The sequence below is a fragment of the Kitasatospora sp. NPDC050463 genome, assembly GCF_040655255.1.
GTDB lineage: Bacteria > Actinomycetota > Actinomycetes > Streptomycetales > Streptomycetaceae > Kitasatospora.
In genome coordinates, this window is the sequence record NZ_JBFAJO010000021.1 from 1 (window position 1) to 26,818 (window position 26,818).

Below are 26,818 nucleotides of genomic sequence, written 5' to 3' on the forward strand. Positions count from 1 at the left end.
TCCCCGCCCTCGAAGCGGACCACGGCCTCCAGCCGGATCCGCTCCCGCGCGGCCCTCTCAGCGTCGGTCAAGCCGCCGCCCTGCGCGTACCTCATACCCCAGGGCTACCGGATCCACAGCCCCACCGTCAGGCGAACAGCCCCGACATCACCCAATCAAGTTCAGTAGCCGCTCCCCCTCCACGGCCCGACGCCCTGGCAGTCGAGAAGTCTCGGCTGCCAGGGCTTTCGCGTTCCCGGAACCGGGGGGGCGATTCACGTGAGTGCATGTACCGCCATGACCGATATGTACGGACGAACCAGAAACGGCCCACCGCAAACCCGCTGAGTGGCAAATATCGAATCACGCCAGACAATGGCCGGAACCCCGACGTTCGTTGAACCTTGCACTTACCGGATATAGGTTCGTACAAGTCGATCGAAAGGAACGACCATGATTTCGTTCCGCACCAAGGCCCTGGCCACCGGCGCAATGGCGGCGGCCCTCCTGCTGGGTTCCGCACCGCTCGCGTCGGCCGACGTGAGCCCGCGCGCTTCGTGCAGCTCCGGGCTCGGCTCCACCGGAAATGACGCCACCTTCTCCGGCTACTCGCAGTATTTCGTGGTCAACAGCAGCACCATCAACAACGTCTCGTACGGCCTCTCCACCACCAGCCAGGGGCAGTATTCCAACACCACCAACCACCAGTTCCAGGCGTATCTACTGGACGGCGGCAGCAACAAGGGCTGGTACGAGGTCAACAACAACGGCTACACCCTGGACGACATCTGGGGTCCGACGCTCGGCTCCGGCGTGCAGACCGCGCGCGGCGGCACCAAGCTCTCGGTCCAGGCCCGATTCCTAGGCACGTTCGCCTGCAAGGGCACCAGCTGGGCCTTCTGAATAACGGTCGAAAACCATCCGGGTGACCTCTCCGAATAATCGGTGGAACAGCCCGGAAATGCCGATTCATCGAGGTGGGGTGGCACCGGACGCCACCCCACCTCCCGCCTCTCGGGAGAATCCGCACATGCGCCGAACCGCGCGCCTGGCCGCCGCACTCGCCCTCGCCGCGCTCGCCGTCGGCTGCACCGGCCAGGGCGCGCCCGCCCCGGCCGAGCCCACCGGACCACGCCCGTATCTGGCCGACGCCGACCTCCACGGATACCTCACCTACGACCCCCGGACACAGGCCCTGACCGGCTACACTCGCGACGGGGCCCGGCAGTGGCGCCGGGAATCCATCGATCCCTACGAGGTGCACTGCGTGCGGACCTGCCCGGACGCCGTCGTCAGCCTCCGGCCGGCGGCCTCCCGACCGACCCCCGCCGGACCGGCCGACCCCGCCGGCGGCGTCCTGTGGATCCTCGGCGGCACGGCGACCAGCGACCCCGCCGGCGACGGCACGAAGATCCACTGGGCGGCGTCCCGCGACGACTGGATCGGTTCCACGGCCACCGCGCTCCTGCTCACGAATCGGGGAAAGCGTCAGGAGACGCCCCTGCGGAACTCCGCCTCGGCGGTGTTCCGGACCTCCCCCGACGGCACCTCCGCCATCGTCTCGACCATGACCGGGGAAACACCCGAGGGCACCTGGTCGGGACAGGCCGTCGATATCGGCGGCGACGGCCCGGCGCTCGGCCGAAGCATCCCCGGTATTCCCGGTCCGGTCGGCTGCTGGAGCAATGACGGAAAGCATCTGGTGACGCTCGGGAAGAAACCGTCGGTCGTGACTGTTGCCGACGGGAGCCTCCGGGCCGGCCTCACCACTGAATTCGCCAGTGAATGCTCCGCCGGTCCGTCCGGAATCGCCGTCGGCGAATACCGTCCGAGCCCCTCGGGAAACACCGGACAGGCCAGTCTGTTCGACGGGTCGTCGTTCCGTCCGGTGAGCACGTCGAAATACCTCTCCAATGCCTCGGGATTCAAGTCGACCGGCCCCTGCGTGTCGTTCGTCCAGAACGGCAGACTCGGCTTCATGAACCCGGGGGACGGCGCGCTGAAAACCACGGAAATCCTGGGCGTCGACACCTGGCCGGCCGGACCGGCCGCTCTCTACGCACTCCACCCGGACGGGCGGGCCGAGCTCGTCCCGGTCACGCCGGAGAACTGCCCGGCGGCCCACTGAGCGCGGCCCGCGACGGACGTCACGGATATCACACGATCCGGGCGGGGGCTTTCCCGGCCATTCTCCGGGTGGTAAAGTCGGCATTCCACCCGATTCTTCCCGCACGCCGAGGCCTCGTGTGATCATGCATGCACCAGCTCGACAGTTTCTGCTGATCGCCCACGGCAGCCGCGACCCCCGCCACGCCGCGACGGTGGCCGCACTGGTCGAGCAGGTCCGGGCCCTGCGCCCCGGGCTGGAGGTCGCCACCGCGTACCTGGACCACTGCGCGCCGCGGATCCCGCAGGTGGCCTCCCGGCTCCGCGCCGCCGTGGCCGTCCCGCTCCTGCTGAACCGGGCCTTCCACGCCAAGCACGACATCCCCGCCGCCCTGCGCGCCGCCGGCGCGGAACTGCCGGTCGCGGACGTCCTGGGGCCGGTGCGGCCGCTCGTCACGAACCCGGCACGAGCGGCCGCACCGCTGCCCGGCTCCTCGCCGCTGCTGCTCGCCGCGCTGGACCGCCGCCTCGCCGCGGCCGGGCTGGCCGTCGCCTCCCCCGCCGTGCGCGCCCGCACCGGCGTCGTGCTGGCCGCCGCGGGCTCCTCCGACCCGGCCGCCGACGCCGCCACCCGCGCGGTGGCCGCCGAGTGGCGCCGGACCCGCGGCTGGGCCGCCGTCGAGGTCGCGTACGCCTCCGCCACCGGCCCGCGCGTCCCCGACGCCGTCGCCGCCCTGCGCTCGGCGGGCGCCGACCGGGTGGCCGTCGCGCCCTATCTGCTCGCCCCCGGTCTGCTCCCCGACCGGATCGCGGACGCCACCGCCGAGGCGGAGGCGGACGTCCTCGCCGGTGTCCTCGGCGCGGCCCCCGAGATCGCCCGCCTCCTGCTGACCCGCTTCGACGCGGCGCCGCTCGCGACGGCGGAGAGGGCCCCTGCCCTCACCGCCTGAGCCTCGGCGCGGTCAGGTCATCAGGCGGGCGCGTGCCAGAGCTGGTTGGCCGTGCCGTTGAAGTCCCAGATCTGCACCAGTGCGCCGTTGGCGGTGTCGTAGCCGCGGACGTCCAGCGCGCGGCCGGACTGCGGGTTGACGATCGCGCCGTCGGCCCGGACCACCCACTTCTGCGAGCCGGTGCCGTTGCAGTCCCAGATCTGCAGCGGCGTGCCGTTTCCGGTGGCGCCGCCCGTGACGTCCAGGCACTTGCCGACGGCGCGGATGGTGCCGTCGGAGGCGATCTGCCAGCTCTGGTTGACGTTGCCGAGGCAGTCCCACATCTGGATCGGGGTGCCGTTGCTGCTGGAACCACCGCGCACGTCCAGGCACTTGTTAACGTAGCCGGTGATCTGACCGGTCGGCCCGGACAGGGGCGCGGGGCCGAACGTGATCCCCGCCTGCGAGATCGTCTCCATGTAGCCGCACCACGCGCGGCCGATGCCGTTGCCGGTCACCCACCCGTTGCTCGCGGGCGCGGTCACGGTGAAGAAGCCGTTGGCGTCAACGCCATAGCACACGGCACTGACCCGCCAGGTCTGCAGCGGGTTGATGCTCGTGCAGGTTCCGGTGGCGTCCCGCAGGTCCTCGGTGAAGGTGCAGCCCGCCGGAACGGCGGCCTGCACGCCGGCGGGCGCGGACGACGCGGGCGCCGCAGTCTCGGCGGCAGCGGCGGCCGGGGCGGTGGTGAGCGCGGCGGCTCCGGCGAGCAGGGCGGTGGCGAACAACGTGGTGGTACGGCGCATTTGGGATGTCCTTAGGGTGAGGGTGATCCGGTCGACGGGACTGCTGGGCGTCACGCGGGCGCGTGCCAGAGCTGGTTGGCCGCGCCGTTGCAGTCCCAGATGCCGAGCTGGTTGCCGTTGGTGGTGGAGAAGCCCAGGTCGTCCAGGCAGCGGCCGGACTGCGGGTTGAGGATCGAGCCGTCGGCCCGGACCTGCCACTTCTGCGCGCCGGTCCCGTTGCAGTCGTAGAGCTGCACCAGGGTGGCGTTGCCGGTGCGGCCGCCCTGGACGTCCATGCACTTGCCGAGGGCCCGGATGGTGCCGTCGACGCCGATCTTCCAGGTCTGGCCGGTGGTGCCGAGGCAGTCCCAGATCTGCACCGGGGTGCCGTTGGCGCGGTTGTTGCCGCGCACGTCCACGCACTTGTTCGCGTAGCCGCTGATCTGGCCGGTCGGGCCGGCCGGGACGGCGGGGCCGAGGGAGATCCACGCCTGCGACAGCATCGACATGGAGCCAAGGCAGCCGGCGGTGCCGGTGCCGTTGCCGGCCACCCACCCGCTGCTCAGGGCCCCGGACCAGGTCTGGCCGTTGGCGTCCCAGCCCGAGCAGAATCCGCCGACCATCCAGGTCTGGTTCGGGTCCATGCTCGTACAGGTGCCGGTGGCACCGTACGCGTTGTAGGTGATGGTGCAGCCCGCCGGATCGGCGGTCCGGGGGGCGACCGTGGTCCCGGCGGCGTCGGCGGCCGGGGCGGTCATGAGCGCGGCGGCGCCGGCGAGCACGGCGGTGGCGAACAGGGCGGCGGTACGACGCATGGGCAGGCTCCTGAGGGGTGAAGGTGGTGCTCCGGGCGGCCCGCCATGTGTCGGCCGTGTGATGACTGTGCGACGGTCGTGCGAGCCAGGTGCGAGCTTCTGGGGGGCCGCGGCGGCCGTCAACCACGCCGGTCGATATCCGCCAACCTCTGCCGCACTCGCTACGACCTGCGCCGATCCCTCATTCCGGCGCCCCGTGGCCCGCGCGGACCAGCCCCGCTCCCCCGTCCGCACCACGCGCGCCCGCCCCGATGAGACCGAAAACTCCCGGGCCGAACGCGCAGTCGCACACGCAGACGGCCCGGCGCCCCTCCGGCTTGTTACCGGGGCGTCGGGCCGTGCTGTGCGATGGGCGAGGAGCCGCCGGGGCGCACGGCGGTGGCCTACCTGGTCTCGGAGGTCCGCGCGGGCGAGCAGGCGCTGATCCACTCGGTGGTCGACGCCCCGGTGCGGCCGGAGTTGCGGCGCGAGCTACTGGAGCTGTCGGACCTGCCGGAGGAGGCGTCGAGGTCGGTGCTGGAGCGCTGGCATCGGCACGACGGCATCCGCCAGGTAGGCCGACGCGGTGGACAGCCCGTGGCCGCCGCCCAGCCTCTCGTCGGCGATCCTGAACATCTCGGTGAGTTGCCGGACGGTGGAAACCTCCTCGGCTCCGGCCCTGCGACCGCCCTTCCCGGTCCGCAGGGTGGCGGCGGCGGCCTGGTGGTCGTAGGTGAGCGGGAACCCGACGGTGGCGGTGGCGAAGCCGGGTTCGGCGCGTTCCGGCGAGCCCATGCGAACGGCCCGGCACCTCTGCGTCGAGAGGTGCCGGGCCGTTGTCGCTCGTGTCTCAGTCGGCCTTGCGGCGCTGGCGACCGGTGCCGTAGTTGCCGCCGGTCTTGGAGCCGGAGCCGGGCTGCGGGCGGCCGGAGGAGCGGCCGATGAAGCCCGCGGCCTGGCGGCTGCCGCCGCCCTGGCCGCCGCCGGCACCGCCGGCACCGCCGAGGCGCTGCTTCGGACGGGGGCGGCGCGGGTTGCCGTTCATGTCGACGTCGGTGGGCAGGCCGGAGCGCTTGCCCGGGCGCCGGCGGGGCGCGCCGGCCTTGACCTCGGCGGCCGGGGCGGCGGCCGGGGCCGGGACGACCACGGCGACGGGCACGCCGCTGGGGGTGCGGGCGCCGGTGATCCGGGTGAGCTCGGCGTCGCCCGGTCGGATCTTCGTCGTGGTCGGGCGGATGCCGGCCACCGTCATCAGCCGGCTGACCTCGCGCCGCTGGTCGGGCAGCACCAGGGTGACGACCGTGCCGGACTCGCCGGCGCGGGCGGTGCGGCCGCCGCGGTGCAGGTAGTCCTTGTGGTCGATCGGCGGATCCACGTTGACGACCAGGTCGAGGCCCTCGATGTGGATGCCGCGGGCGGCGACGTTGGTGGCGATCAGCGCGGTCACCAGGCCGTCGCGGAACTGGTCGAGGACCCGGTTGCGCTGGGGCTGGGACTTGCCGCCGTGCAGGGCCGCCGCCTTCACGCCGTTGGCCAGCAGCTGCTTGGCGAGGCGGTCGGCGCCGTGCTTGGTGTGCACGAACATGATCACGCGTCCGTCGCGGGAGGCGATGTGCGCGGTGGCGGAGGCCTTGTCGGCCGCCTCCAGCTGGAGCACGTGGTGGTCCATGGTGGTCACCGCGCCGGCCGACGGGTCGACCGAGTGGGTCACCGGGTCGGTCAGGAAGCGCTTGACCAGCCGGTCCACGTTGCGGTCCAGGGTGGCGGAGAACAGCATCCGCTGCCCGCCCTCGGCGACCTGCTCCAGCAGCTTGGTGACCTGCGGCAGGAAGCCCATGTCCGCCATCTGGTCGGCCTCGTCGAGGACGGTGATGGCCACGTCGTCCAGCCGGACGTCGCCGCGGTTGATCAGGTCGTCCAGCCGGCCCGGGGTGGCGACCAGGACCTCGGCGCCACGGCGGACGGCGTTGGCCTGCCGGGTGATCGACATACCGCCGACGACGGTGGTGATCCGCAGGTTGACGGCGGTGGCGTACGGGGTGAGCGCGTCGGTGACCTGCTGGGCCAGCTCACGGGTGGGCACCAGGACGAGGGCCAGCGGGTGCCGGGAGTCGGCGCGCTTGCCGGCCGTGCGGGCCAGCAGCGGCAGGCCGAAGGCGAGCGTCTTGCCGGAGCCGGTGCGGCCGCGGCCGAGCACGTCGCGGCCCGCGATGGAGTCCGGCAGGGTGGCGCCCTGGATCGGGAACGGCTCGAGAACGCCCTCGCGGGTCAACGCGCTGAGGATGCCCTTGGGCAGCTCCAGCTCGGCGAAGGTCGCCGCCGGGGGCCGGGGCGGGGTGCCCTGGACGACGGTGAAGTCGGCGGGCGCCTGGGCGGCGCGCGGGGCGCTGTTGCGGGGGGCACCGCCGCGGGAGGCGCGGGGGGCGCCGCCGTTGCGGGCGCCGCCACCGGTGCGGGGCTTGCGCGAGCGGTCGTTGGTGCGGTCGCCGTCACGGGGCGAGCGAGCAGGGGTGGTCACGGATTCTCCATCCGATGGTAGGCACAGCCCGGTCAGGGCTGGTCGGCCGTCGGGAAGGAGTTCGCCGCCCCGGCCGTTCGGCGGCATGCGCGAGGGCCCGCACCGTGCGGTACGGGCCCTCGCTACGCGAGATCGCGAGTCAGCTCGGAAGCTGGACTCAGATGACGCGGATGTTCTCGGCCTGCGGGCCCTTCTGGCCCTGCGTGACGTCGAACTCGACCTTCTGGCCCTCGACGAGCTCACGGAAGCCCTGAGCGCTGATGTTCGAGTAGTGGGCGAACACGTCAGCGCCGCCACCATCCTGCTCGATGAAGCCGAAGCCCTTTTCGCTGTTGAACCACTTCACGGTGCCGGTAGCCATAACCGTCTCCTCAAAAACTGGGGCATCAGAGCCCACACTTCGTGGACCCCAAGTAGCCGCGATCCCCATCCGGAGACTGAAACACCGGACAAAACAAATGCGCCTGTTGGTTGAACCAGCAGGCGCACACAAACGTTCATGGGAACCAAAACTGCAACTGAGTCGACTGTAGCACGGCGACACCCCGATTGACCGGGCGGTTTTTGCCCGGCACGTCACGTTTGCCGGCCCCGGAACGCGGGCACGCGGCGCCCGCCGAAGCGGACGCCGCGTGCCGTGCGGTGCAGCGGGGCGGTCAGCGCCGCCCGGCCGGCTCCGGCACGCCGTGCGACCCGGCCAGCGGGGCCGCGCCGGACTGGTGCTGGTCGTCGGCGCCGTGGCCGGGCCACCAGGCGGCACGGCCGATCAGCGCGGTGAGCGCCGGGGTGAAGAAGAGCGCCATCACGAAGGCCGCCAGGGCTATGCCGAAGGCCATCGCGAAGCCGAACTCCAGCATGAAGACGTTGCCCGCGAGCATGAAGGTCGCGAAGGACGCCGCCAGGATGAACCCGGCCGCCGCGACCGTCGGACCGCCGTGGCGCAGCGCCTCACGGGCCGCCTCACGCGGGTTGCGGCCCGCGCGGGCCTCCTCCCGCAGGCGGGCGATGATCAGGATGTTGTAGTCCGTACCGATCGCCACCACGAAGAGGTAGATGAGGATCGGCAGCATGAACATCAGACCGGTCTCGCTGCCGATCTTCTGGAAGATCAGCGTGGCGGCACCGAGGGTGGCCGTGAAGCCGAGGCCGACCGAGACCATCAGGTACCACGGGGCGACCACACTGCGCAGCTGCAGGCCGAGGATGAGCAGGATCAGCAGACCCGCGACCGGGAAGACCAGCTTGTAGTCGTGGGTCATCGCGAGGTTGATGTCCTTGTAGACGGCGGTCAGACCGCCGACCTTCGCCTCCGTGCCGGCCGGCGCCTGGCCGTGTGCGATCTCCCGCAGGTCGGTGAGCGAGTCGATCGCGGCGTTGCTGGACGGCTCGTTGTTGAGCAGGACGGTGAAGTCGGCGGTCACGCCGTCCTCACTGAGCTGGGGCTTCGCCGCGACCGGGGAGACCCCGGACACCGTGCTGAGCTTGGCCGCGAAGCTCTCGAACGCGGCCGGGTCGAGCTTGGTGCCCGCGGTGCTGGTCAGGTAGACGTGGCTCGGGTCGGCGGCGCCGGCCGAGAAGCCGTTCATCAGCTTGTCCTGGACGACCATCGACTCCTTGTCCTTGGGCATGGAGCTGCCCGCCAGGTCGAAGGTGCCGTTGTAGCCCAGGGCGCCGGCCGACAGCGCCACCAGCACACCGCCGGAGGCCAGGGCGACCAGGGCGGGGCGCTTCTCGACCATCCGGCCGAGCGCGGCGAACCGTGCGTTGCTCGGCTCGTCCTTCCACTTCTTGCCCGGCCAGAACACACCGCGGGCCGGGATGACCGCGAGCACGGCGGGGGCCAGGGTGAGCGAGGCGAACGCGGTGACGACCACCGCGATGGCCAGGGCGGGGCCGAGGGCCTTGAACATGCCGAGGCTGGAGAGGACCAGCACGGCGAAGGCGACGGTGACGGCGCCGGCCGCCGAGGCGATCGCCTCGCCGACCCGGCCGACGGCGTTGGCCACGGCCTCCTTGCGGTCGTCACCGGCCCGCAGCCGCTCGCGGTAGCGGAACGCCAGGAAGAGGAAGTAGTCGGTGCCGACACCGAGCACGACGACGATCAGGATCGCCGACAGCACCGGGGTGCTCTCCAGGTTGAACGCCTTGGTCGCGTACGCGATCACGCCGTTGGCCGTCGGCATGGCGACCATCAGCGAGATCAGGACCGGCAGGATGCCGGCCAGGATGCTGCGGAAGATGATCCCGACGATGAGCGCGACCAGGACGACCGTGGACATCGCGATCAGGGCGTCGGCCGAGCCGGAGGACTCCTTCTGGTCCAGCGCCTGGGCGGCGGCGCCACCGAGCTGGAACTTCAGGTCCGTCCCCGAGGCGAGCGACTTGCCCTCCTCCCGGAGGTGCTTGGCGGCCTCGCCGAAGTCCTCGGACTGCTGCTTCGCCTTGTCGATGGCGATCGGCGCGAGCGCGTACTTGGCGTCCTTGGACGTCGTCTGCTCGCTGACCGGGATGATCTTCTCGACGTCCGCGATCTTCTTGTCCGTAAGACCCTGGACGATCTTGGCCATGGCGGCCTTGTCGGCGTCGTTCATCGCGCCGCCGTCATTGCGCTCGAAGAGCGCCAGTGCGGAGGGCGTGAAGCTGGCCGGGAACGCCTTCTCCTGGAGCGCCGAGGCCTGGATGGACTCGTAGTGCTTGGGGAGGAAGGAAGCCTCGTCGGTCTGGGCGGTGATCGTCGGCGCACCGGCCACGATCGCGATCATCGCGACAACCCATGCCGCGATCACCCACCAGGCGCGACGGACGACGAAGTGTCCTAGTCGGTGGAACATGCTCGTGATGCCTCCTGGGCATGGTTCACCGCAGCCCTTGGGGGACGGGACGTCGGGCGACGGAGGACCGGCAGGGCATGGCGACGAGGCCCGCCCCTAGCCGGTCGGCAGGTAAGTGAGATGAGGACATCATCCTACGAGAACTTGCTTGCCGCCCGGCAAGCAACCCCCGTAAGCCAACCCCCTCGGGGACGCCGAACAGCCGCCCCGCATCATTTTCACCCGTCGACCGGCCCTCCCACCTCGTGCTCCGGGTGGAGACAGCTCCCCCTCAGGGTGGAGTTCGCACCCACCCGGAGGGAGGAGAAGTCAGGGTTCCCCCAGTAGGGATAACCCCACCCCCGGCCCCTGGCAGACCCCCGGGGCGACTCCCCCGCCAGCCGGATACCAGCCCAACAGCCGCTTCCCTACTGTCGATTGTGACGCCGGACACGCAGCCGGCGCCCGATTCGGCGGGCCGACTCTCCGGCCCCGCCCGCCGGCGACGACCGCCGCTCTCCCAGGGGGAACTCCGTGAAGACCGAACTCGGCATGGCCGCCGCGATGGGCGCCTGGAGCGCCCGGCACAGACGGACCGCCATCTTCGGATGGCTGCTGTTCGTCGTCCTCTCCGCGTTCCTCGGCGGACTGCACGGCAGCACGGAGGTCGCCGACTCCGAGGCGATGCCCGGCCAGGTCTCCCGCGCCGCGCGGATCCTCGACGAGGCCGGGCTCAAGGCCCCCGCGAGCGAGACCGTCCTGATCCAGAGTGCCACCGCGACCGCCGACGCCCCGGGCTTTCGCGCCGCCGTCGAGCAGGTGCTCGCCGGGGTGACCGGCACCGGCCGGGCCACCGACGTCCGCTCCCCGTACGACACCGGGGCGGTCTCTGCGGACCGGCACTCCGTCCTCGTCCAACTCGACGTCAAGGGCGGGCGCGAGGAGGCGGCGGAGAACGTCACGGCCGTCCTGGACGCCGTCGCAGCCGTCCAGCGGCAGCACCCGGACCTCACCGTGGCCGAGCTCGGCGACGCCAGCTCCGGCAAGTGGATCAACGAGCAGTTCTCCAACGACTTCACCCGCGCCGAGTGGACGGCCGTCCCGCTCGCGCTGGGCATCCTGCTGGTCGCCTTCGGCGCGCTGGTCGCCGCCGTGCTGCCGGTCGTCCTCGCCGTCACCGCCTTCGTCGCGGCCGGCGGACTGGTCGCGCTCAGCAGCGGCGTCCTGCACACCACCGACAGCGCGAGCTCGGTGATGCTGCTGGTCGGCCTGGCCGTCGGCGTCGACTACTGCCTCTTCTACCTGCGCCGCGAGCGCGAGGAGCGGGCCGCCGGACGGGATCTGGAGACGGCGTTGAAGGTCGCCGCCGCCACCAGCGGCCGGGCCGTCCTGGTCTCCGGTGTCACCGTGGTGGTCGCCATGGCCGGCATGTTCCTCACCGGCATCGCCGAGTTCGAGGCCATGGCCTACGCCACCATCCTGGTCGTCGTCACCGCGGTGCTCGGCTCGCTCACCGTGCTGCCCGCCCTGCTCTCCCTGCTGGGCGACCGCGTCCAGAAGGGCCGTGTCCCGCTGCTCGGCCGGCTGCGCCGCCCCGACGCCGCCGCCACCGGCGGCCGGTTCTGGAACGCCGTCCTCACCCCGGTGCTGCGCCGCCCGCTGGCCGCCACCCTGCTCGCCGCCACCGTACTGCTCGGCCTGGCCGCGCCACTGCTGACCATGCACACCGCCAACCTCACCTTCCGCCAGCAGCTGCCCGAGGGCAACGCGCTGGTCGCCGTCTCGCAGAAGATCGAGGCGGCGTTCCCCGGCAGCCCGGCCCCGGCCTCGGTGGTGATCAAGGCCGCCGACATCGACTCCCCGGCGATGACCGCCGCGATCGCCGACCTCCGGGCGAGGGCGCTGGCCGGCGGGCGGATGCACGGGCCGGTGAGCGTCACCGTGCACCCCGAACAGAACGTCGCCACCGTCGACATCCCGCTCAACGGCAGCGGCAACGACGCCACCAGCATCGCCGCGCTGAAGAGCCTGCGCGAGGAGCTGGTGCCGGCCACCGTGCTCACCGTGCCCGGCACCGACGCGCCGGTCACCGGACGGACGGCCGGGTCGCACGACTTCAACGAGAGGATGACCGGCTCGATGCCGCTGGTCTTCGGCTTCGTGGTCGCCTTCGCCTTCCTGCTGATGCTGACCACGTTCCGCTCGCTGGCCGTCGCCGCCACCGCCGTGGTGCTCAACCTGCTCTCGGTCGCCGCCGCGTACGGGGTGCTGACGCTGGTCTTCCAGCACGGCGTGGGCGCCTCGCTGCTGGGCACCGCCGGGGTCGGCGCGGTCGAGTCCTGGGTGCCGCTCTTCCTCTTCGTGATCCTCTTCGGTCTCTCGATGGACTACCACGTCTTCGTGGTCTCCCGGATCAAGGAGGGCCACGACCTGGGCCTGCCGACCCGGGACGCCGTCGCGCACGGCATCCGCTCCACCGCCGGGGTGGTCACCAGCGCGGCAGTGATCATGGTCGCGGTGTTCGCGGTCTTCGGCACCCTCTCCATGCAGGCGATGAAGCAGATGGGCGTCGGCCTCGCGGTCGCCGTGCTGATCGACGCGACACTGATCCGCGCGGTGCTGCTGCCCGCGGTGATGACCCTGCTCGACGAGCGCAACTGGTACCTGCCCAGCTGGCTGCGATGGCTGCCCGACCTCTCGCACGGCGGGAGCGTCCCGCCGGCCGGCGGGGTGGTCCGGGGTGGCGGAGCCGCCACCGCCCCGGCCGGGTCCGAGGCCCCCCGGCACCGCCGGATCGGCGTCTGACACCCCCGGCGCCCCGGGCGTCCGCCGGCCCTCCCCGGGCGTCCGCCCGCGCTTCCCCACCGGCCACCGGCCGCAGCCGGGCCCCGCATCACGCGGGGCCCGGCTCGCGTGCGTCATGATGATCACCGTCCTGGCGTCCCCGCGGAACGGAGCAGCCCCCATGATCCCCTTCGACGAGGGCCGCGCCCGGCTGCTGCTCACCCGGGCCTGCGCGTCCGCCGGTCTGTCCGACCCCGGCGGCGCCCGGCTGCTCGCCCTCGGCGAGAACGCCGTCTTCGACCTCGGTGACCCGGCCGTGGTGGCCAAGGTGGGCCGCGGCCCCGAGCTGTCCGACCGGGCCGGCCGGGAACTCGCCGTCGCCCACTGGCTGGCCGACCGGGGCATCCCGGTGGTCCGCCCGTACCGCGCCGTCCCGCCCGAGCCACAGGTCGTCGACGGACACCCCGTCACCTTCTGGCACCGGCTCGCGCCGGCCGAGCGGCCCGCCCGGCCGGCGGACCTCGCACCGCTGCTGCGCGCCCTGCACGGGCTGCCGCTGCCGCCCTTCCCGCTCGCCCGGCGCGACCTGCTCGCCCCCGTCGAACGCTGGCTGCTCTCCGCCGAGGGGCACGTCGACCCCGCCGACGTCGCCTTCCTCCGGGACCGCCGCAACGGCTTCGCCGCCGCACTGCCCGAGCTGCCCGCGCAGCTGCCGGCCGGCGTGATCCACGGCGACGCGCTGCCGCGCAACGTCCACATCGGGCCGGACGGGCCCGTGCTGCTCGACCTGGAGTACGCCTCGCACGATCTGCGCGAGCACGACCTGGTGGTGCTCGCGCTCAGCCACGACCGGTACGGCGTCCCGGCCGAGGAGTACCGGGCGTTCACCGAGGCGTACGGCTGGGACGTCCGGGAGTGGTCCGGCTTCGCGGTGCTGCGCGGGGCCCGCGAGACGGCGAGTGCCTCCTGGGTGGCGCAGCGGGTGCCGGGAAACCCGGCCGCGCTGGCGGAGTTCCGCCGGCGGGTCGACTCGCTGCGCGAGGGCGCCACCGAGGTCCGCTGGTACCCGTTCTGAGCCTGCCTCGGGTCTGCTCCGGGTAACTCCCGGCAGGGTCCGGCGCGCAACCGGGGACGGCCCGATCGGCGTCCTCCAGGACAGTCGCCCTGACCGAGGATCGGTACCCGCACCAGTACCTCAGGAGCCGCCGCCATGCCGGAGCACGCCCCCTCGCAGCGTCCCTCGCCCTCCACCACCCGGCACCGCCACCGGCTGCTCGCGGGCTGCGTCGCGGTGGTCGCCTCGCTGGCCCTGGCCGCCTGCGGCACCGCCAACGGCGCGCTGCGGCCCGAACCGAGCGCGACCGCGCCGGGCACCATCGGCCCGGTACCGTCCGCGCCGTCGTCCACGCCGTCCTCCGCACCGCCGTCCTCCGCACCGCCGTCCTCGTCCGCGGCTCCGTCGGGCAGCGCCCCCACCTCCGCCGGACCGAGCGGCACGCCGTCGAAGCCCGTCACCGCCGGACCGGCCACGACCGCGCCGAAGCCCGCGACCCCTCGGCCTTCCACGCCCAAGCCGCCGCCACCGTCCACCGCCCCGGCCACCCGGCCACCCACGGCGGCACCGGCACCGCCCGCTCCGCCCGCTCCGCCCGCGAGCGGCGTGTCCACCACGGTCGTCCGCTCCACCGCCTCCGGTGGGCGGACGGTGGCGCTCACCTTCGACGACGGGCCGGGCCCCGCCACCGGCGAGGTCCTGGACCTCCTCGCCCGGTACGGCGCCAAGGCGACGTTCTGCCAGATCGGCCGGCAGGCCGCCGCCGACCCCGCCGTGGTCAAGCGGATCCGGGCCGCCGGCCACCGGCTCTGCGACCACAGCGTGACCCACCCGCAGCCGTTCGCCTCGCTCCCGCACGACAAGGCCGCGTACGAGATCTCCGCCGCCCGGGACATGATCGTCCAGGCCGGCGGGCCGGGCACCGAGGTCCCCTGGTTCCGTGCCCCCGGCGGCGGCTTCACCGCCGACAACCAGCGCATCGCCGCCGACCACGGCCTGCGCCCGCTCGGCTGGTCGGTCGACCCGCGCGACTGGTCCCGACCGGGCGTCGCCTCGATCGTCTCCACCGTGCAGAGCCAACTCAGGCCCGGCGGCGTGATCCTGCTGCACGACGGGGGCGGTGACCGCAGCCAGACCGTCGCGGCGCTGAAACAGCTGCTCCCCTGGCTGGCCGCCCAGGGCTACCGGTTCGACTTCCCCGCACGCTGAACCCGGCCGGCGCCCACGTCGGTTCAGCCGGCCGTCCGCCGCACCGGCGCCGGTGCCCCGGCGGCCGCTCTCACCGGAGGAGGGCCGGCTCGGCCCCGCCCGGCCGAACGAGGTCGAGCGCCTCAAGTACGCCGGCCCGGCCGACACCCGGCGGCCCCTGCCCGGGTGTTCAGGCGCTCAGGTGCTCAGGCGCTCAGGTGCTCAGGCGCTGAGGTGCTCAGGTGTTCAGGCTTCAGGTGCTCAGCGCAGCGGCCAGCGCGGGTCGATGACGGCCTGCGGGTCCTTGGCGCGGCGGAGCCACGCCTCCAGGCTCTCCGCCCAGGCCCGGTGCCAGTCGACCTGGCGGGCGTGCAGCACGGCGAGCGGGACGTCACCCACCTCGGCGCGGTAGCGCTCGGCGAGGGCGACGGCGACCCGGACGGCGGCGAGGGCGTCACTGCCGGCCTCGTGGGCGTCGGTCAGCTCGACCCCGTACACCTCGCAGACCCGCTGCAGGGTGCGCGATCCCTTGCGGTACTTGTCGACGGCCCGGTCGATGACCAGGGCGTCGAGGACGGGCGCGACCGGACCGCCGAGGCGCTCGGCCAGGGGGGCGAGGCCGTGGCGGCGCAGCTCGGCGTCGAGCAGCGAGAGGTCGAAGGGGGCGTTGAACGCGACCACCGGCCGGCCGGCGGCGAGCCGCTCGCAGAGCGCGGCGGCTATCTCGTCCACCGCCTCCTTGGCCGGGCGGCCCTTGCTGCGGGCGAGGTCGTCGCCGATGCCGTGGATCGCCGCGGCCTCGGCGGGGATCGGGACACCGGGGTCGAGCAACCAGCCGGTGGCGCTCAGCCGGCGGGCTCCGACGGTGTCCACGAGGGCGGCCGTGACGATGCGGTCCACGGCCGGGTCGGTGCCCGTGGTCTCCAGGTCGAAGCCGACCAGTGGCTGCTGCCACCAGCTCATAGGGGTGTGTCCTTCCGTCCTGCTGGTCGAAACAGCCCCTATCATCACCCGCCCCACCGACAACGCCGCCGGTGGGGCGGGCGGGCACCGCGCTCAGGCGCTCGCGAGCAGGCTCCGGCCCAGCCAGTCGGCGGCGTCCCGCACGCCGGGGAGGACGTAGAAGTAGCCGCCCCCGGTGGGGCGCAGGAACCGGCCCAGTGGCTCGTCGGCAAGGCGGGTCTGGACGGCCTCGAACTGGCGGACCACGTCCTGCTGGTAGCAGCAGAAGGCCAGGCCGAGCTCGGGTTCGCCCTGCTCGTCGAGGCCCCGGTCGTAGGTGAAGGCGCGGCGCAGGATGCGCTCGGCGCGGGTGGCGTCGGTGCGTGGGTTGGCGAGCCGGATGTGGGAGTCGAGGGCGATCACGGCGCCGTCCGGGTCGTGGCCGTAGTCGGGGGTGTCGGTCTCGTTGGTGCGGCCGTGCGGGGCGCCGTCGGCCTTGCGACGGCCGATGATCCGCTCCTGCTGCTGGAGCGCGACCTCGTCCCAGGGGCCGACCAGGGTGCGGATGGCGCGGATCACCTGGTAGCTGCCGCCGACGGCCCAGGGCGGTTCTCCGCTGGTCTCGCCGACCCAGACCAGCTCGTCCATCTCGCGGGCCGACGCGGTGTCGGGGTTCTCGATGCCGTCCTTGAAGCCGAGCGGGTTGCGGGCGGCTCCGGTGGGGCGGGCGCGGTTCTGGAATCCGTCGAGCTGCCAGCGCGGGCGCAGCGCGCCCTTCGTGCTGCGCAGCAGGTCGCGCAGGGCGTGCTGGACGGTGTCGCGGCTGGTGGCGCAGATCTGCAGGGAGAGGTCGCCGTGGCACTCGGCGGGGCGCAGGGCGTCGCCGGGGAAGGCGCGCATGGCCGTCAGACGCTCGGGCCTGACGGCGGCGAGGCCGTAGCGCTCGTCGAACAGGGAGGCGCCGACGGCGACGGTGACGGTGAGGTCGTCGGTGGGCAGGGTGGGTCCGAGGGTGCCGCTGTCGGCGGGGGCGGCGGCGGGACCGAGGTCGGGCGGGGTCCCGCCGGCGGTGAGGAAGCGGATCCGGTCGGTGAGGGTGCGCAGCAGCGTCTCCAGCGCCTTGCGGTCGGGGGCCTGGACGGTGAGGGCGGCGAAGGTGCCGTAGCCGGGCGGCGGGTTGGTGATGCCGGCCTGGTGGACGCCGTGGAAGGGGATCTTGCCGGCGGCCGCGCGCGGGGCGGCGGCCGGGCCGGCCTGGGCGGGTCGGGCGGTGCCGAGGGCGAGAGCCCCGGCGGTGCCGGCGCCGAGGGCGGTGCGCACGAAGCTGCGGCGCGAGGCGGCGGCGGGTGCGCCCGGTCCGGTCGTGTACTGACTGGTCAACGGCGGGCCTTCCAGAGTCGTCGGGCGGGGAGGGGCCGGAGCGGAGCCGGACGGCGCCGGGGCGCGGGCGGGCATGCCGAGGGGAGCGTGGACGGCACCTTCGGCGGTGGGGAGATCCCGGTCAGCGACCCCGGACCGGTCCGCTGATCATGAAATCGACGCTAGCAAGGCCAACCCACCCCGCGCCCGCCCGGGCGCCCCGACTGACCGCCCATCGGCCGAATACCCGCCGGTCACCATCCGTCCGGCCTAGGGACCGACGGATCCGACGGATACGACGGATGCGACGTGCGCGGTCAGCCTCCGGGCCTCGGCCCACACCTCGGCGTCGATGTCGGCCTCCGACCGGTCGGTGCAGCCCAGGATGCCGTAGTCGTCATCGAGGAGGGCGAGCGGTTCGGCCGGTTCGAAGTCGTGACCGAAGCACCGGTGGGCGGCCCGGGCCAGCTCCCGGGGCGTCACCTCGCCGGCGAGCAGGCGCCCGGCCAGCGCCCTGAGGAACACCGCCTCCACGCCCTTGCTCCCCGGGGGACGGAAGGTCAGGCCCAGCTCGTCGAGCGCCGGCGGCAGCAGGTCCTCCACGGCGATGTCGGCCTCTCCGTAGGGGCAGGCCGCCAGGGTGGCCAGCGCCGGGCCGTCCAGACCGGCGACCAGCGCCTCGCAGGCCGCCTCCACCACGTCGCGGGCCCGCAGCTCACCGGCGCTCCAGAGCACCACCCGGCTCTGGAGGCGACCGACGGCGGCCGGGCGGAGCAGGCGGACGTCGATCGGGTCCTCGGACTCCGGTATGAAGCCGTGCCGCTCGTAGAGGCGGCGGGCCGGGCTGCCCTGGAGGACGTCGAGCCGGACGGGGTCGCCCACGGCGTCGGCCGCCGCCAGGACGCGGCGCAGCACGGCCGAGCCGAGCCCCCGGCCCTGGTGCTGCGGGGCGAGGTAGAAGTGCTCCAGCAGCCGGCCGCCCCGCTCGGCGGGGCGGACGGTGACGCTGCCGGCGAAGGCGCCGTCGACCAGCACGATGGACGTCCAGCGGGTGGAGAAGGAGTCGCGCAGCCGCCGGCGCACCCGGTGCTCGTCGTAGCGGCCGAGCCGTTCGAGGTCGGGACGCAGCACCACGGCGCGCAGCTCGGCCACGGGTTCGACGTCGGCGGCCTCGGCCGCGCGCATGGTCCAGGCGGGGGCGGTGTTCACCCGGGCAGTCTTCCAGCGGCCCGACCGGCCGGGCCAGTGCGTTTCCGGGAGACCGCCCCGACCGACCCCCGGCCCACCGAGCCCGGCACCCCGGCCCCGACGCTCCCACCCCGACACCCCGGCGTTCAGGAGACCGGCCGGGAGTCCCCCCAGATGCCCTCGAACTCCTCGCGGTAGACCTCCAGCAGCCCGGCGTCGGTGCCGCCCGGCTGCTGGCCCGCGCCGCCGCGCAGCACCAGGGCGGGCGACTCCATGCCGCGGGCCCGGCGCAGGTAGGGCTGGACGACGCCGAGGTCGCGGGTCTGCCGGCGGGGCCCGCCGGTCTGGCCGGCCGGGCGCGGGCCCTCGACCAGGTAGGCGGTGAAGCGCGGGGTCTCGTCGAAGACCCGGATCTCGAAGCCGCCCTGGTCGCGCAGCCTGGCCCGGACCCGGCGCACGTGCATGATGTTCATCTCGATCGAGCGGGCCAGTTCGCCGCGTCCGAGGCCCAGTTCGCGCTCGCGGCGGCGGACGGCGCTGCTCGCCGGGTTGAGGAAGAGCAGCCGGACCCGGCAGCCCTCGGCGGCGAGGCGGACCAGCCGCTTGCCGGTGTAGTTCTGGCACAGCATGCCGAGGCCGATGCCGAGCGCGTCCAGCCGCCGGGCGCCGTCCAGCAGGTCCTCCACCGGCAGGTCGCGCTGGAGCCGGACGCGGTCGGCGTGCACCGCGACCACGTCCGCGTACCGGCCGGCCACCAGGGATTCGACGACGTCGGCGGGGACGCCGCCGGTGCCGCCGTCCAGCAGGGCGAGCAGCCGGGCGGCGGCGCGTTCGGTCTGGGCGAGCACGGTCTGGGTGAGGACGCGGTTGCGGGAGACGACGTGCCGGGCGACCTCCAGCTCGTCCAGCGCCAGCTCGATCTCCCGGCGGTCGGCCAGGTACGGCTCGAAGCAGGGCCAGTGCTGGACCATCAGCTCGCGCAGCTGGGGCAGGGTGAGGAAGACCAGCGGGTCGTCGTCGGCCGGGTCGAGCAGGTAGCCCTTGCGGCGGCTGACCTCGCGGACGGCGCCGGCCCGGTGGGCCCATTCCTCGCCGGCCGGGCCGGCCGCGGCCGTCACCCAGTCCTCGCCGTGGGCGGGCGCGTAGATGGGGTAGAGCACCTCGTCGACGAGGGAGCGCAGCCGCTGCTCGACCAGGTTGAGCCAGACGTACGCCCGCCCGGCCAGCCGGACCCGCTGGTAGGCGTCCTCCCACTCGGCGCCGGACCACGCGAGGGCGGGTATCTCGACCGGGCCGCCCTGGGCGGGCACCACGGCCCGGCCGGTCAGGGTGGGGCGCATGACGACCGTCGGAGCCTCGCTGCGGGCGCCGCCCCGGTCGGGGCCGCCGGGCCCACCGCCACGGCCGCCGGCGGGGTACACCATGCGCCACCTCACCTGATTGCTGCCGGAGCCGGTGCGTCTGCCGGATCGCCTGGTCGGATCTTCGGTCGGGTTCTGTCGGTCGTTCTGCGGCCGCCGCCGCCACGGCTCCTGATGGGCCGCCACGACGCGGGGCGGCCGGACGATCAAGGGTACTGCCCGCCGCGAGGAGCCCGCAGCCGGTTGGCCGACGGGAGTGCTCGCGCACCGGCCGACCCGCGCGCCCCGGCGGCCCCGGGAGCACCCGCCGGACACCCGTTCGGGCGAACACGCGGCGAATGGCCCCGCTGTCGGGGACGGCGTCGGGGAGTATGCGGACTGTGCCGTGCGTCACGGTGCGCGACCGTCGCACATGCCCGGCCGCAAGGCCGGGAAGAGAGCGTCGGGGTCCGGGCTGATAGTCGGACTACCCGCCAGTTTCCCTTGTAGGCAAGGAAGTTGAGGACTCATGCAGGTCTGGCCAGGGAAGCCCTACCCCCTCGGTGCCACCTTCGACGGGGCCGGCACCAACTTCGCGGTGTTCTCCGAGAGCGCCGACCGGATCGAGCTCTGCCTGCTCGACGAGAACGGGTCGGAGACGGCCGTCGAGCTGCGCGAGACGGACGCCTTCGTCCGACACGCCTACCTTCCCGGCGTCCAGCCCGGCCAGCGGTACGGCTTCCGCGTCCACGGACCGTACAACCCGGGGCTCGGACAGCGGCACAACAGCGCCAAACTGCTGCTGGACCCGTACGCCAAGGCGATGAGCGGGAACATCGACTGGGACGAGTCGGTCTACGGCTACCACTTCGGCGCCCCCGAGCGCCGCAACGACCTGGACTCCGCCCCGCACACCATGCACTCGGTGGTCGTCAATCCGTACTTCGACTGGGGCACCGACCGGCCGCCGCGCACCGACTACCACCGCACGGTGGTCTACGAGGCCCATGTGAAGGGCCTCACCAGACTCCACCCGGGCATCCCCGAGGAGATCCGCGGCACCTACGCGGGCCTGGCCCACCCCGCGGTGATCGAGCACCTGGCCAAGCTCGGCGTCACCGCGATCGAGCTGATGCCGGTGCACCAGTTCGTCCGCGACCACCGGCTGCGCGACCTCGGCCTGTCCAACTACTGGGGCTACAACACCGTCGGGTTCTTCGCCCCGCACTCCTCCTACTCCTCCACCGGGGACCGGGGCCAGCAGGTGCAGGAGTTCAAGTCGATGGTGAAGGCGCTGCACGCGGCCGGCATCGAGGTGATCCTGGACGTCGTCTACAACCACACCGCCGAGGGCAACCACCTGGGCCCCACCCTCTCGCTGCGCGGCCTGGACAACGTCTCCTACTACCGGCTCGCCCAGGACCAGCGGTTCTACGAGGACACCACCGGCACCGGCAACAGCCTGCTGATGCGCAGCCCGCACGTGCTCCAACTGATCATGGACTCGCTGCGCTACTGGGTCACCGAGATGCACGTCGACGGCTTCCGCTTCGACCTCGCCGCCACGCTGGCCCGCCAGTTCCACGAGGTGGACCGGCTCTCCTCGTTCTTCGACCTCGTCCAGCAGGACCCGGTGGTCTCCCAGGCCAAGCTGATCGCCGAACCCTGGGACCTCGGCGAGGGCGGCTACCAGGTGGGCAACTTCCCGCCGCTGTGGACGGAGTGGAACGGCATGTACCGGGACACCGTGCGCGACCTGTGGCGCGGCGAGAACGCCACGCTCGCCGAGTTCGGCTCCCGGCTCACCGGCTCCTCCGACCTCTACCAGGACGACGGCCGCCGCCCGATCGCCTCGATCAACTTCGTCACCTGCCACGACGGCTTCACCCTGCGCGACCTGGTCTCCTACAACGACAAGCACAACGCGGCCAACGGCGAGGACAACCGGGACGGCGAGTCCTTCAACCGCTCCTGGAACTGCGGAGCCGAGGGCCCGACCACCGACCCGGCCATCGAGGAGCTGCGCGCCCGCCAGCAGCGCAACCTGATCGCCACCCTGATGCTCTCCCAGGGCGTGCCGATGCTCTCGCACGGCGACGAGCTCGGCCGCACCCAGCTGGGCAACAACAACGCCTACTGCCAGGACAACGAGCTCGCCTGGGTGCACTGGCCCGAGGGGGACGGGCCCGAGGCCCGGCTGCTGGAGTTCACCCAGGGCATGATCTGGCTCCGCCGCGACCACCCCGTCTTCCGCCGGCGCCGCTTCTTCCACGGCCGCCCGGTCTCCGGCCGCCCCGCCGCCAGCAGCCACGAGGACCTCACCGACATCGCCTGGTTCACCCCCGGCGGGGAGGAGATGACCAAGCGCAACTGGGGCGCCAGCTACGCCAAGTCGCTCACCGTCTTCCTCAACGGCTACGCCATCTCGGAGCCGGACCGGCGCGGTGGGCGGATCGTCGACGACTCCTTCCTGCTGATGTTCAACGCCCACTTCGAGCCGCTGGAGTTCACCGTCCCGGCCGACCACGGACAGGAGTGGCAGGTCGTGGTCGACACCGCCCAGCCCCGGCTGCCCGCCCCGGGCACCGGCGCCCGGGTCAAGGCCGGGGACGCCCTCTGGCTCACCGACCGCTCGCTGATGGTGCTCCAGCGGCCGGCCTAGGTGTTCGGTTCCGTCCTCCCCCCGGGGGGTCGGACGACGCCTTCGACGACCGGCCCTGACGCGCCGCGCCCGGCGCGTTCACCTGTTCGGATCAGCAACGGGTCTTGGCCGCGGGCTCGCACGGGTACTCATGGACACATGACCTACGCCGCCGAGCCCGCCCAGCCCCGCCCGGCCGCAGTACCGTCCGCCACCTACCGCCTCCAGCTCCAGCCCGGCTTCACCCTGCGTGACGCCACCGCCGCCGTGCCCTACCTGGCCGCCCTCGGCGTCTCGCACCTGCACCTCTCCCCGCTGCTGGAGGCCGCCCCCGGCTCCACCCACGGCTACGACACCGTCGACCACGGCCGGATCAGCGCCCAGCTCGGCGGCGAGCCGGCGCTGCGCGCGCTGGCCGCCGAGGCCCACCGGCACGACCTGCGGCTGATCGCCGACGTGGTGCCCAACCACATGGCCGTCCCCGTCCCCGAGCGGCTGAACCGGCCGCTCTGGCACGTCCTGCGGGACGGCCCCGACTCGCCGTACGCGCCCTGGTTCGACATCGACTGGGCCGCCCAGCCGGGACCATCGGACGCCCCCGGAAGCGGCCGGGTGCTGCTCCCGCTGCTCGGCGACCGGCTCGGCGCCGTCCTCGGCGACCTCGTCGTCGACGGCGAGGAGCTCCGCTACCACGACCACGCCCTCCCGCTGCGGCCCGGCACCGCCGGGCTCCCCCTGCCCGAGCTGCTCGCCCGGCAGTGGTACCGGCTCGCCTGGTGGCGGCTGGCCCGCACCGAGCTGAACTACCGGCGGTTCTTCACCGTCAACGAGCTGATCGCCGTCCGGGTCGAAGTCCCCGAGGTGTTCGGGGCGACCCACGGCGTGCTGCTGCGGCTGCACCGCGAGGGCGTCCTGGACGGCTTCCGGATCGACCACCCGGACGGCCTGGCCGACCCGCGCGGCTACCTGCGCCGGCTCGCCGACGCCACCGGCGGCGCCTACACGGTGGTGGAGAAGATCCTCACCGGGGAGGAGCGCCTCCCCGAGGACTGGCCGTGCGCCGGCACCACCGGGTACGACGCGCTGCTGCGCATCGACGGCGTGCTCACCGACCACGCCGGCGCCGGCCGGCTGGCGGGCGCCTACGAGCGCGCGGTCCACGGGGCCGGGCCCGGTGGCGCCGGCGAGCCGTGCGCCGACCCGCACCCGGCCGTCGCCGCCGCCCGGCGCGGGCGGGCCGAGATGACCGGTCCGCACGGCGAGCTGGCCGCCGAGGTCGAGCGGCTGGTCCGGCTCGCCGTACGGATCGGCGCCGCCGAGCCCGCGCACGCCGACCACGCGCCCTGGCAGCTGCGGGACGCCCTGCAACGACTGCTCACCGGCTACCCGGCCTACCGCCCGTACGTGCGGCCCGGCGAGCCCGCCCCGGCGGTCTCCGAGGAGCAGGTCCGCGCCGCGCTCGACGGCTCCGAGGACGCCACCGGGCAGTTGGTCGCCGACCTCGCCCTCGGCCGGCTCGGCAGCGGCCCCGACAAGGACGAGTTCTGCGTCCGCTTCGCGCAGACCGCCGCCGCCGTGGCCGCCAAGGGCGTCGAGGACACCGCCTTCTACCGGTGGAACGCGCTGCTCGCCCTGAACGAGGTCGGCGGCGAGCCGGCCCGGCCCGGGCTCGCACCCGCCGCGTTCCACGACTGGTGCCGGTACGTGGAGGCGCACTGGCCGGCCACCATGACCGTGCTCTCCACCCACGACACCAAGCGCAGCGCCGACGCCCGCGCCCGCCTCGCCGTGCTGGCCGAACAGCCGGACGGCTGGGCCGCCGAGGCCGCCGCCTGGTCCACCGCCGCCGGCCCCGGGGGCGACCCGAACAGCGACTGGCTGCTCTGGCAGACCCTGGTCGCGGCCTGGCCGATCACCCCGGAGCGGCTCGTCCCCGCCCTGCTCAAGGCCGCGCGCGAGGCCAAGCGGCAGACCTCCTGGACGGCCCCCGACGCCCGCTTCGAGCAGGCCCTCGCCGACCGCGCCCGGGCCGTCCACGGCAACCCGGGGCTGCTCCCCCGGATCGAGGGCTACGTGCACGCCCTGGCCCCGTACGCCCGGGCCAACACCCTCTCCGCCGCGCTGCTGCACCTGACGGTGCCCGGCGTGCCGGACCTCTACCAGGGCAGCGAGGAACCGCTGTACACCCTGGTCGACCCGGACAACCGGGGCGTGGTGGACCTCGGCGCGCTCGCCGTCCGGCTGACCGACTCGGCCACCCCGCGGGCGGGCGACCTCGCCCGGGAGAAGCTGCACCTGACCGCGACGGCGCTGCACCTGCGCCGTCGCCGGCCACCGGGCGCCTACCGGCCGCTGGCCGCCCGGGGCCGCGGCGCCGACCACCTGCTCGCCTTCGCGCGCGGGGACGACCTGATCACGGCGGTCACCAGGCTGCCGTACGGGCTCGCCCGGGCGGGCGGCTGGCAGGACACCGACCTGGACCTGCCGGCCGGCGGGGCCTGGACGGACGAGCTGACCGGGCGCCGGTTCGCCGCCGGCCCGGTGACGGTGGCGGAGCTGCTGGCGACGCTCCCGGTGGCGCTGCTGACCAGGGAGGGCGGGGCGTGACGACACACGAGGTCCGAACCTACGAGGTGTGGGCCCCGGCCGCCGCGACGCGGGTCGAGGTGGAGGTCGACGGCGCGCGGCACCCGCTGGCCCGGGACGGCCGGCGGGACGGCTGGTGGCACGGCGAGGCGCCGGCCGGGGACTACGCGTTCCGGCTGGACGGCGGCCGCCCGCTCCCGGATCCGCGCTCGCCCCGGCAGCCGCACGGACCGGACGGGCCCAGTCGGCCCGTCGACCACTCCGCGTTCCACTGGTCGCAGACCGGATGGCGCGGCCGCCCGCTGCCCGGCGCCATCCTGTACGAGCTGCACATCGGCACCTTCACCGCCGCCGGCACCTTCGAGGCCGCCGCCGAACACCTCGACCACCTGGTCGAGTTGGGCGTCGACTTCGTCGAGCTGCTGCCGGTCTGCCCGTTCCCGGGCCGGCACGGCTGGGGCTACGACGGAGTCTCGCTCTGGGCCGTGCACGAGCCCTACGGCGGCCCGGACGGGCTGAAGCGCTTCGTGGACGCCGCGCACCGCAAGGGGCTCGGCGTCGTCCTCGACGTGGTGCACAACCACCTGGGGCCGTCCGGCAACTACCTGCCCGCCTTCGGACCGTACTTCACCGACCGGCACCACACGCCGTGGGGCTCCGCGATCAACCTGGACGCCCCCGGCTCGGACGAGGTGCGCCGCTACCTGATCGGCAGCGCGCTGACCTGGCTGCGCGACTACCGGATCGACGGCCTGCGACTGGACGCCGTGCACGCCCTCGCGGACGACCGTGCCGTCCACTTCCTGGAGGAACTCTCCCGCGAGGTGGACAGGTTGGCGACCGCCACCAACCGGCCACTGTTCCTCGTCGCCGAGTCCGACCTCAACTCCCCCCGCACCACCACCCCGCGCGAGGCCGGCGGCCAGGGCCTCACCGCCCAGTGGAGCGACGACTTCCACCACGCGCTGCACACCGCGCTCACCGGCGAATCCCAGGGCTACTACGGCGACTTCGCCCGCGCACCGCTGGCCGCCGTGGCCAAGGCGCTCACCCGGGGCTTCTTCCACGACGGCAGCTGGTCGTCGTTCCGGGGCCGCAGCCACGGCCGCCCCTTCCCGCCCGCCCACGGCCACCGGCTGCTCGGCTACCTGCAGACCCACGACCAGATCGGCAACCGGGCCCTGGGCGACCGGCTCTCGCCCGGCCTCTCCCCCGGCCGACTCGCCTGCGGGGCGGCGCTGGTGCTGGCCTCGCCGTTCACCCCGATGCTGTTCATGGGTGAGGAGTGGGGCGCGACCACCCCCTGGCAGTACTTCACCGACCACACCGACCCGAACCTCGCCGAGGCCGTCCGCCAGGGCCGGCGGCGGGAGTTCGCCGAGCACGGCTGGCGGGCCGATGCGGTACCGGACCCGCAGGAACCGGCGACCGTGCTGCGCTCCGTCCTCGACTGGACCGAGCCGCGGCGCGCCCCGCACGCCGAACTGCTCGCCTGGTACCGGACGTTGATCCGACTGCGACGCACCCGCCCGGAGCTCACCGACCCGGACCTCGCGGCCGTCCGGGTCGAGTACGACGAGGCGGCCCGGTGGCTGGTGCTGCACCGGGGCGCCCACCGGGTGGCCGTCAACCTGGGCGACCGGGCCGCCGCACTACCGCTCGGGGCGTCGGGGCGGGAGGTGGTGGCGTCCTTCGGGGAGTGCTCGCTCGACGGTGCGGCGGTGCGGCTGGGGCCGGACTCCGTCGCGATCGTCGCGCTGTGACCTGCGGCAGGACCCGCCGGGCGGGTCACCGGAGGGCTGGGCATGGGAGGGC

19 protein-coding genes are annotated in these 26,818 nt (G+C 73.7%); 9 read left to right on the forward strand and 10 right to left on the reverse strand.

The annotated features are described in order from the left end of the window. Positions 1-432: 432 nt before the first annotated feature. The 3 genes from AB0J08_RS15670 to AB0J08_RS15680 all read left to right on the forward strand — a co-directional run bounded on the left by AB0J08_RS15670 (position 433) and on the right by AB0J08_RS15680 (position 3,035). Positions 433-882: a hypothetical protein gene (locus AB0J08_RS15670; protein ID WP_360633066.1), complete on the forward strand. Its 450-nt coding sequence runs from the start codon at positions 433-435 to the stop codon at positions 880-882. 127 nt (positions 883-1,009) lie between these two features. Continuing rightward, complete coding sequence (locus tag AB0J08_RS15675; RefSeq protein WP_360633069.1) at positions 1,010-2,107, forward strand: hypothetical protein; 1,098 nt, start codon at positions 1,010-1,012, stop codon at positions 2,105-2,107. A 124-nt stretch (positions 2,108-2,231) separates the two neighbouring features. Continuing rightward, positions 2,232-3,035, forward strand: coding sequence for a CbiX/SirB N-terminal domain-containing protein (locus tag AB0J08_RS15680; RefSeq protein WP_360633072.1), 804 nt, complete (start codon positions 2,232-2,234; stop codon positions 3,033-3,035). 20 nt (positions 3,036-3,055) lie between these two features. Here the strand turns inward: AB0J08_RS15680 and AB0J08_RS15685 are convergent, their stop codons facing one another. From AB0J08_RS15685 to AB0J08_RS15710, 6 genes are all read right to left on the reverse strand, one after another. Next, positions 3,056-3,820: an RICIN domain-containing protein gene (locus tag AB0J08_RS15685; protein WP_360633075.1), complete on the reverse strand. Its 765-nt coding sequence runs from the start codon at positions 3,818-3,820 to the stop codon at positions 3,056-3,058. Between the two features lie 50 nt (positions 3,821-3,870). After that, on the reverse strand, positions 3,871-4,614 hold the full coding sequence (locus tag AB0J08_RS15690; RefSeq protein WP_360633078.1) for a ricin-type beta-trefoil lectin domain protein: 744 nt from the start codon (positions 4,612-4,614) through the stop codon (positions 3,871-3,873). Positions 4,615-5,085: 471 nt separating this feature from the next. Beyond that, entirely contained in the window at positions 5,086-5,388 is a 303-nt protein-coding gene (locus tag AB0J08_RS15695) for a hypothetical protein (protein ID WP_360633081.1), read from the reverse strand. Positions 5,389-5,443: 55 nt separating this feature from the next. After that, positions 5,444-7,111 (reverse strand): DEAD/DEAH box helicase, encoded by a 1,668-nt coding sequence (locus tag AB0J08_RS15700; protein WP_360633084.1) that lies wholly within the window; start codon positions 7,109-7,111, stop codon positions 5,444-5,446. 157 nt (positions 7,112-7,268) lie between these two features. Then, entirely contained in the window at positions 7,269-7,472 is a 204-nt protein-coding gene (locus AB0J08_RS15705; RefSeq protein ID WP_329487154.1) for a cold-shock protein, read from the reverse strand. 295 nt (positions 7,473-7,767) lie between these two features. Then, positions 7,768-9,942 (reverse strand): MMPL family transporter, encoded by a 2,175-nt coding sequence (locus tag AB0J08_RS15710; protein ID WP_360633087.1) that lies wholly within the window; start codon positions 9,940-9,942, stop codon positions 7,768-7,770. A 531-nt stretch (positions 9,943-10,473) separates the two neighbouring features. Between AB0J08_RS15710 and AB0J08_RS15715 the strand changes: the two genes are divergently transcribed. From AB0J08_RS15715 to AB0J08_RS15725, 3 genes are all read left to right on the forward strand, one after another. After that, positions 10,474-12,726: an MMPL family transporter gene (locus AB0J08_RS15715; protein ID WP_360633341.1), complete on the forward strand. Its 2,253-nt coding sequence runs from the start codon at positions 10,474-10,476 to the stop codon at positions 12,724-12,726. Positions 12,727-12,886: 160 nt separating this feature from the next. Then, a complete protein-coding gene (locus AB0J08_RS15720) occupies positions 12,887-13,780 on the forward strand; it encodes an aminoglycoside phosphotransferase family protein (RefSeq protein ID WP_360633090.1) in 894 nt (297 codons plus the stop codon). Positions 13,781-13,915: 135 nt separating this feature from the next. Continuing rightward, the gene (locus AB0J08_RS15725; RefSeq protein ID WP_360633093.1) at positions 13,916-14,968 is read left to right on the forward strand and encodes a polysaccharide deacetylase family protein; all 1,053 of its coding nucleotides are present in this window, start codon (positions 13,916-13,918) and stop codon (positions 14,966-14,968) included. Between the two features lie 240 nt (positions 14,969-15,208). Here the strand turns inward: AB0J08_RS15725 and AB0J08_RS15730 are convergent, their stop codons facing one another. The 4 genes from AB0J08_RS15730 to AB0J08_RS15745 all read right to left on the reverse strand — a co-directional run bounded on the left by AB0J08_RS15730 (position 15,209) and on the right by AB0J08_RS15745 (position 19,776). After that, the gene (locus AB0J08_RS15730; RefSeq protein WP_360633096.1) at positions 15,209-15,910 is read right to left on the reverse strand and encodes an exonuclease domain-containing protein; all 702 of its coding nucleotides are present in this window, start codon (positions 15,908-15,910) and stop codon (positions 15,209-15,211) included. A gap of 93 nt (positions 15,911-16,003) precedes the next feature. Further along, positions 16,004-17,269: a Dyp-type peroxidase gene (locus AB0J08_RS15735; RefSeq protein ID WP_360633099.1), complete on the reverse strand. Its 1,266-nt coding sequence runs from the start codon at positions 17,267-17,269 to the stop codon at positions 16,004-16,006. A 249-nt stretch (positions 17,270-17,518) separates the two neighbouring features. Beyond that, on the reverse strand, positions 17,519-18,457 hold the full coding sequence (locus tag AB0J08_RS15740; RefSeq protein ID WP_360633102.1) for a GNAT family N-acetyltransferase: 939 nt from the start codon (positions 18,455-18,457) through the stop codon (positions 17,519-17,521). A gap of 125 nt (positions 18,458-18,582) precedes the next feature. Beyond that, positions 18,583-19,776 carry an SAV2148 family HEPN domain-containing protein gene (locus tag AB0J08_RS15745; protein ID WP_360633344.1) on the reverse strand — a complete coding sequence of 398 codons (1,194 nt, stop codon included), beginning with the start codon at positions 19,774-19,776 and terminating at the stop codon, positions 18,583-18,585. A gap of 529 nt (positions 19,777-20,305) precedes the next feature. Here AB0J08_RS15745 and glgX point away from each other — a divergent pair. The 3 genes from glgX (at position 20,306) to treZ (ending at position 26,766) form a co-directional block, all read left to right on the forward strand. Beyond that, the gene (glgX, locus tag AB0J08_RS15750) at positions 20,306-22,438 is read left to right on the forward strand and encodes a glycogen debranching protein GlgX (RefSeq protein WP_360633105.1); all 2,133 of its coding nucleotides are present in this window, start codon (positions 20,306-20,308) and stop codon (positions 22,436-22,438) included. A 138-nt stretch (positions 22,439-22,576) separates the two neighbouring features. Continuing rightward, entirely contained in the window at positions 22,577-25,024 is a 2,448-nt protein-coding gene (gene treY / locus AB0J08_RS15755) for a malto-oligosyltrehalose synthase (protein ID WP_360633108.1), read from the forward strand. Further along, positions 25,021-26,766 (forward strand): malto-oligosyltrehalose trehalohydrolase, encoded by a 1,746-nt coding sequence (gene treZ, locus AB0J08_RS15760; protein WP_360633111.1) that lies wholly within the window; start codon positions 25,021-25,023, stop codon positions 26,764-26,766. Before treY ends, treZ begins: the two co-directional genes overlap by 4 nt. Positions 26,767-26,818: the final 52 nt, after the last annotated feature.

Excerpts from the sequence above, each read along its gene's own strand:
- AB0J08_RS15670 (WP_360633066.1), top strand. The coding sequence starts at position 433 with ATGATTTCGTTCCGCACCAAGGCCCTGGCCACCGGCGCAATGGCGGCG.
- AB0J08_RS15675 (WP_360633069.1), top strand. The coding sequence starts at position 1,010 with ATGCGCCGAACCGCGCGCCTGGCCGCCGCACTCGCCCTCGCCGCGCTC.
- AB0J08_RS15680 (WP_360633072.1), top strand. The coding sequence starts at position 2,232 with ATGCATGCACCAGCTCGACAGTTTCTGCTGATCGCCCACGGCAGCCGC.
- AB0J08_RS15685 (WP_360633075.1), bottom strand. The coding sequence starts at position 3,820 with ATGCGCCGTACCACCACGTTGTTCGCCACCGCCCTGCTCGCCGGAGCC.
- AB0J08_RS15690 (WP_360633078.1), bottom strand. The coding sequence starts at position 4,614 with ATGCGTCGTACCGCCGCCCTGTTCGCCACCGCCGTGCTCGCCGGCGCC.
- AB0J08_RS15695 (WP_360633081.1), bottom strand. The coding sequence starts at position 5,388 with ATGGGCTCGCCGGAACGCGCCGAACCCGGCTTCGCCACCGCCACCGTC.
- AB0J08_RS15705 (WP_329487154.1), bottom strand. The coding sequence starts at position 7,472 with ATGGCTACCGGCACCGTGAAGTGGTTCAACAGCGAAAAGGGCTTCGGC.
- AB0J08_RS15710 (WP_360633087.1), bottom strand. The coding sequence starts at position 9,942 with ATGTTCCACCGACTAGGACACTTCGTCGTCCGTCGCGCCTGGTGGGTG.
- AB0J08_RS15715 (WP_360633341.1), top strand. The coding sequence starts at position 10,474 with ATGGCCGCCGCGATGGGCGCCTGGAGCGCCCGGCACAGACGGACCGCC.
- AB0J08_RS15720 (WP_360633090.1), top strand. The coding sequence starts at position 12,887 with ATGATCCCCTTCGACGAGGGCCGCGCCCGGCTGCTGCTCACCCGGGCC.
- AB0J08_RS15725 (WP_360633093.1), top strand. The coding sequence starts at position 13,916 with ATGCCGGAGCACGCCCCCTCGCAGCGTCCCTCGCCCTCCACCACCCGG.
- AB0J08_RS15730 (WP_360633096.1), bottom strand. The coding sequence starts at position 15,910 with ATGAGCTGGTGGCAGCAGCCACTGGTCGGCTTCGACCTGGAGACCACG.
- AB0J08_RS15745 (WP_360633344.1), bottom strand. The coding sequence starts at position 19,776 with ATGCGCCCCACCCTGACCGGCCGGGCCGTGGTGCCCGCCCAGGGCGGC.
- glgX (WP_360633105.1), top strand. The coding sequence starts at position 20,306 with ATGCAGGTCTGGCCAGGGAAGCCCTACCCCCTCGGTGCCACCTTCGAC.
- treY (WP_360633108.1), top strand. The coding sequence starts at position 22,577 with ATGACCTACGCCGCCGAGCCCGCCCAGCCCCGCCCGGCCGCAGTACCG.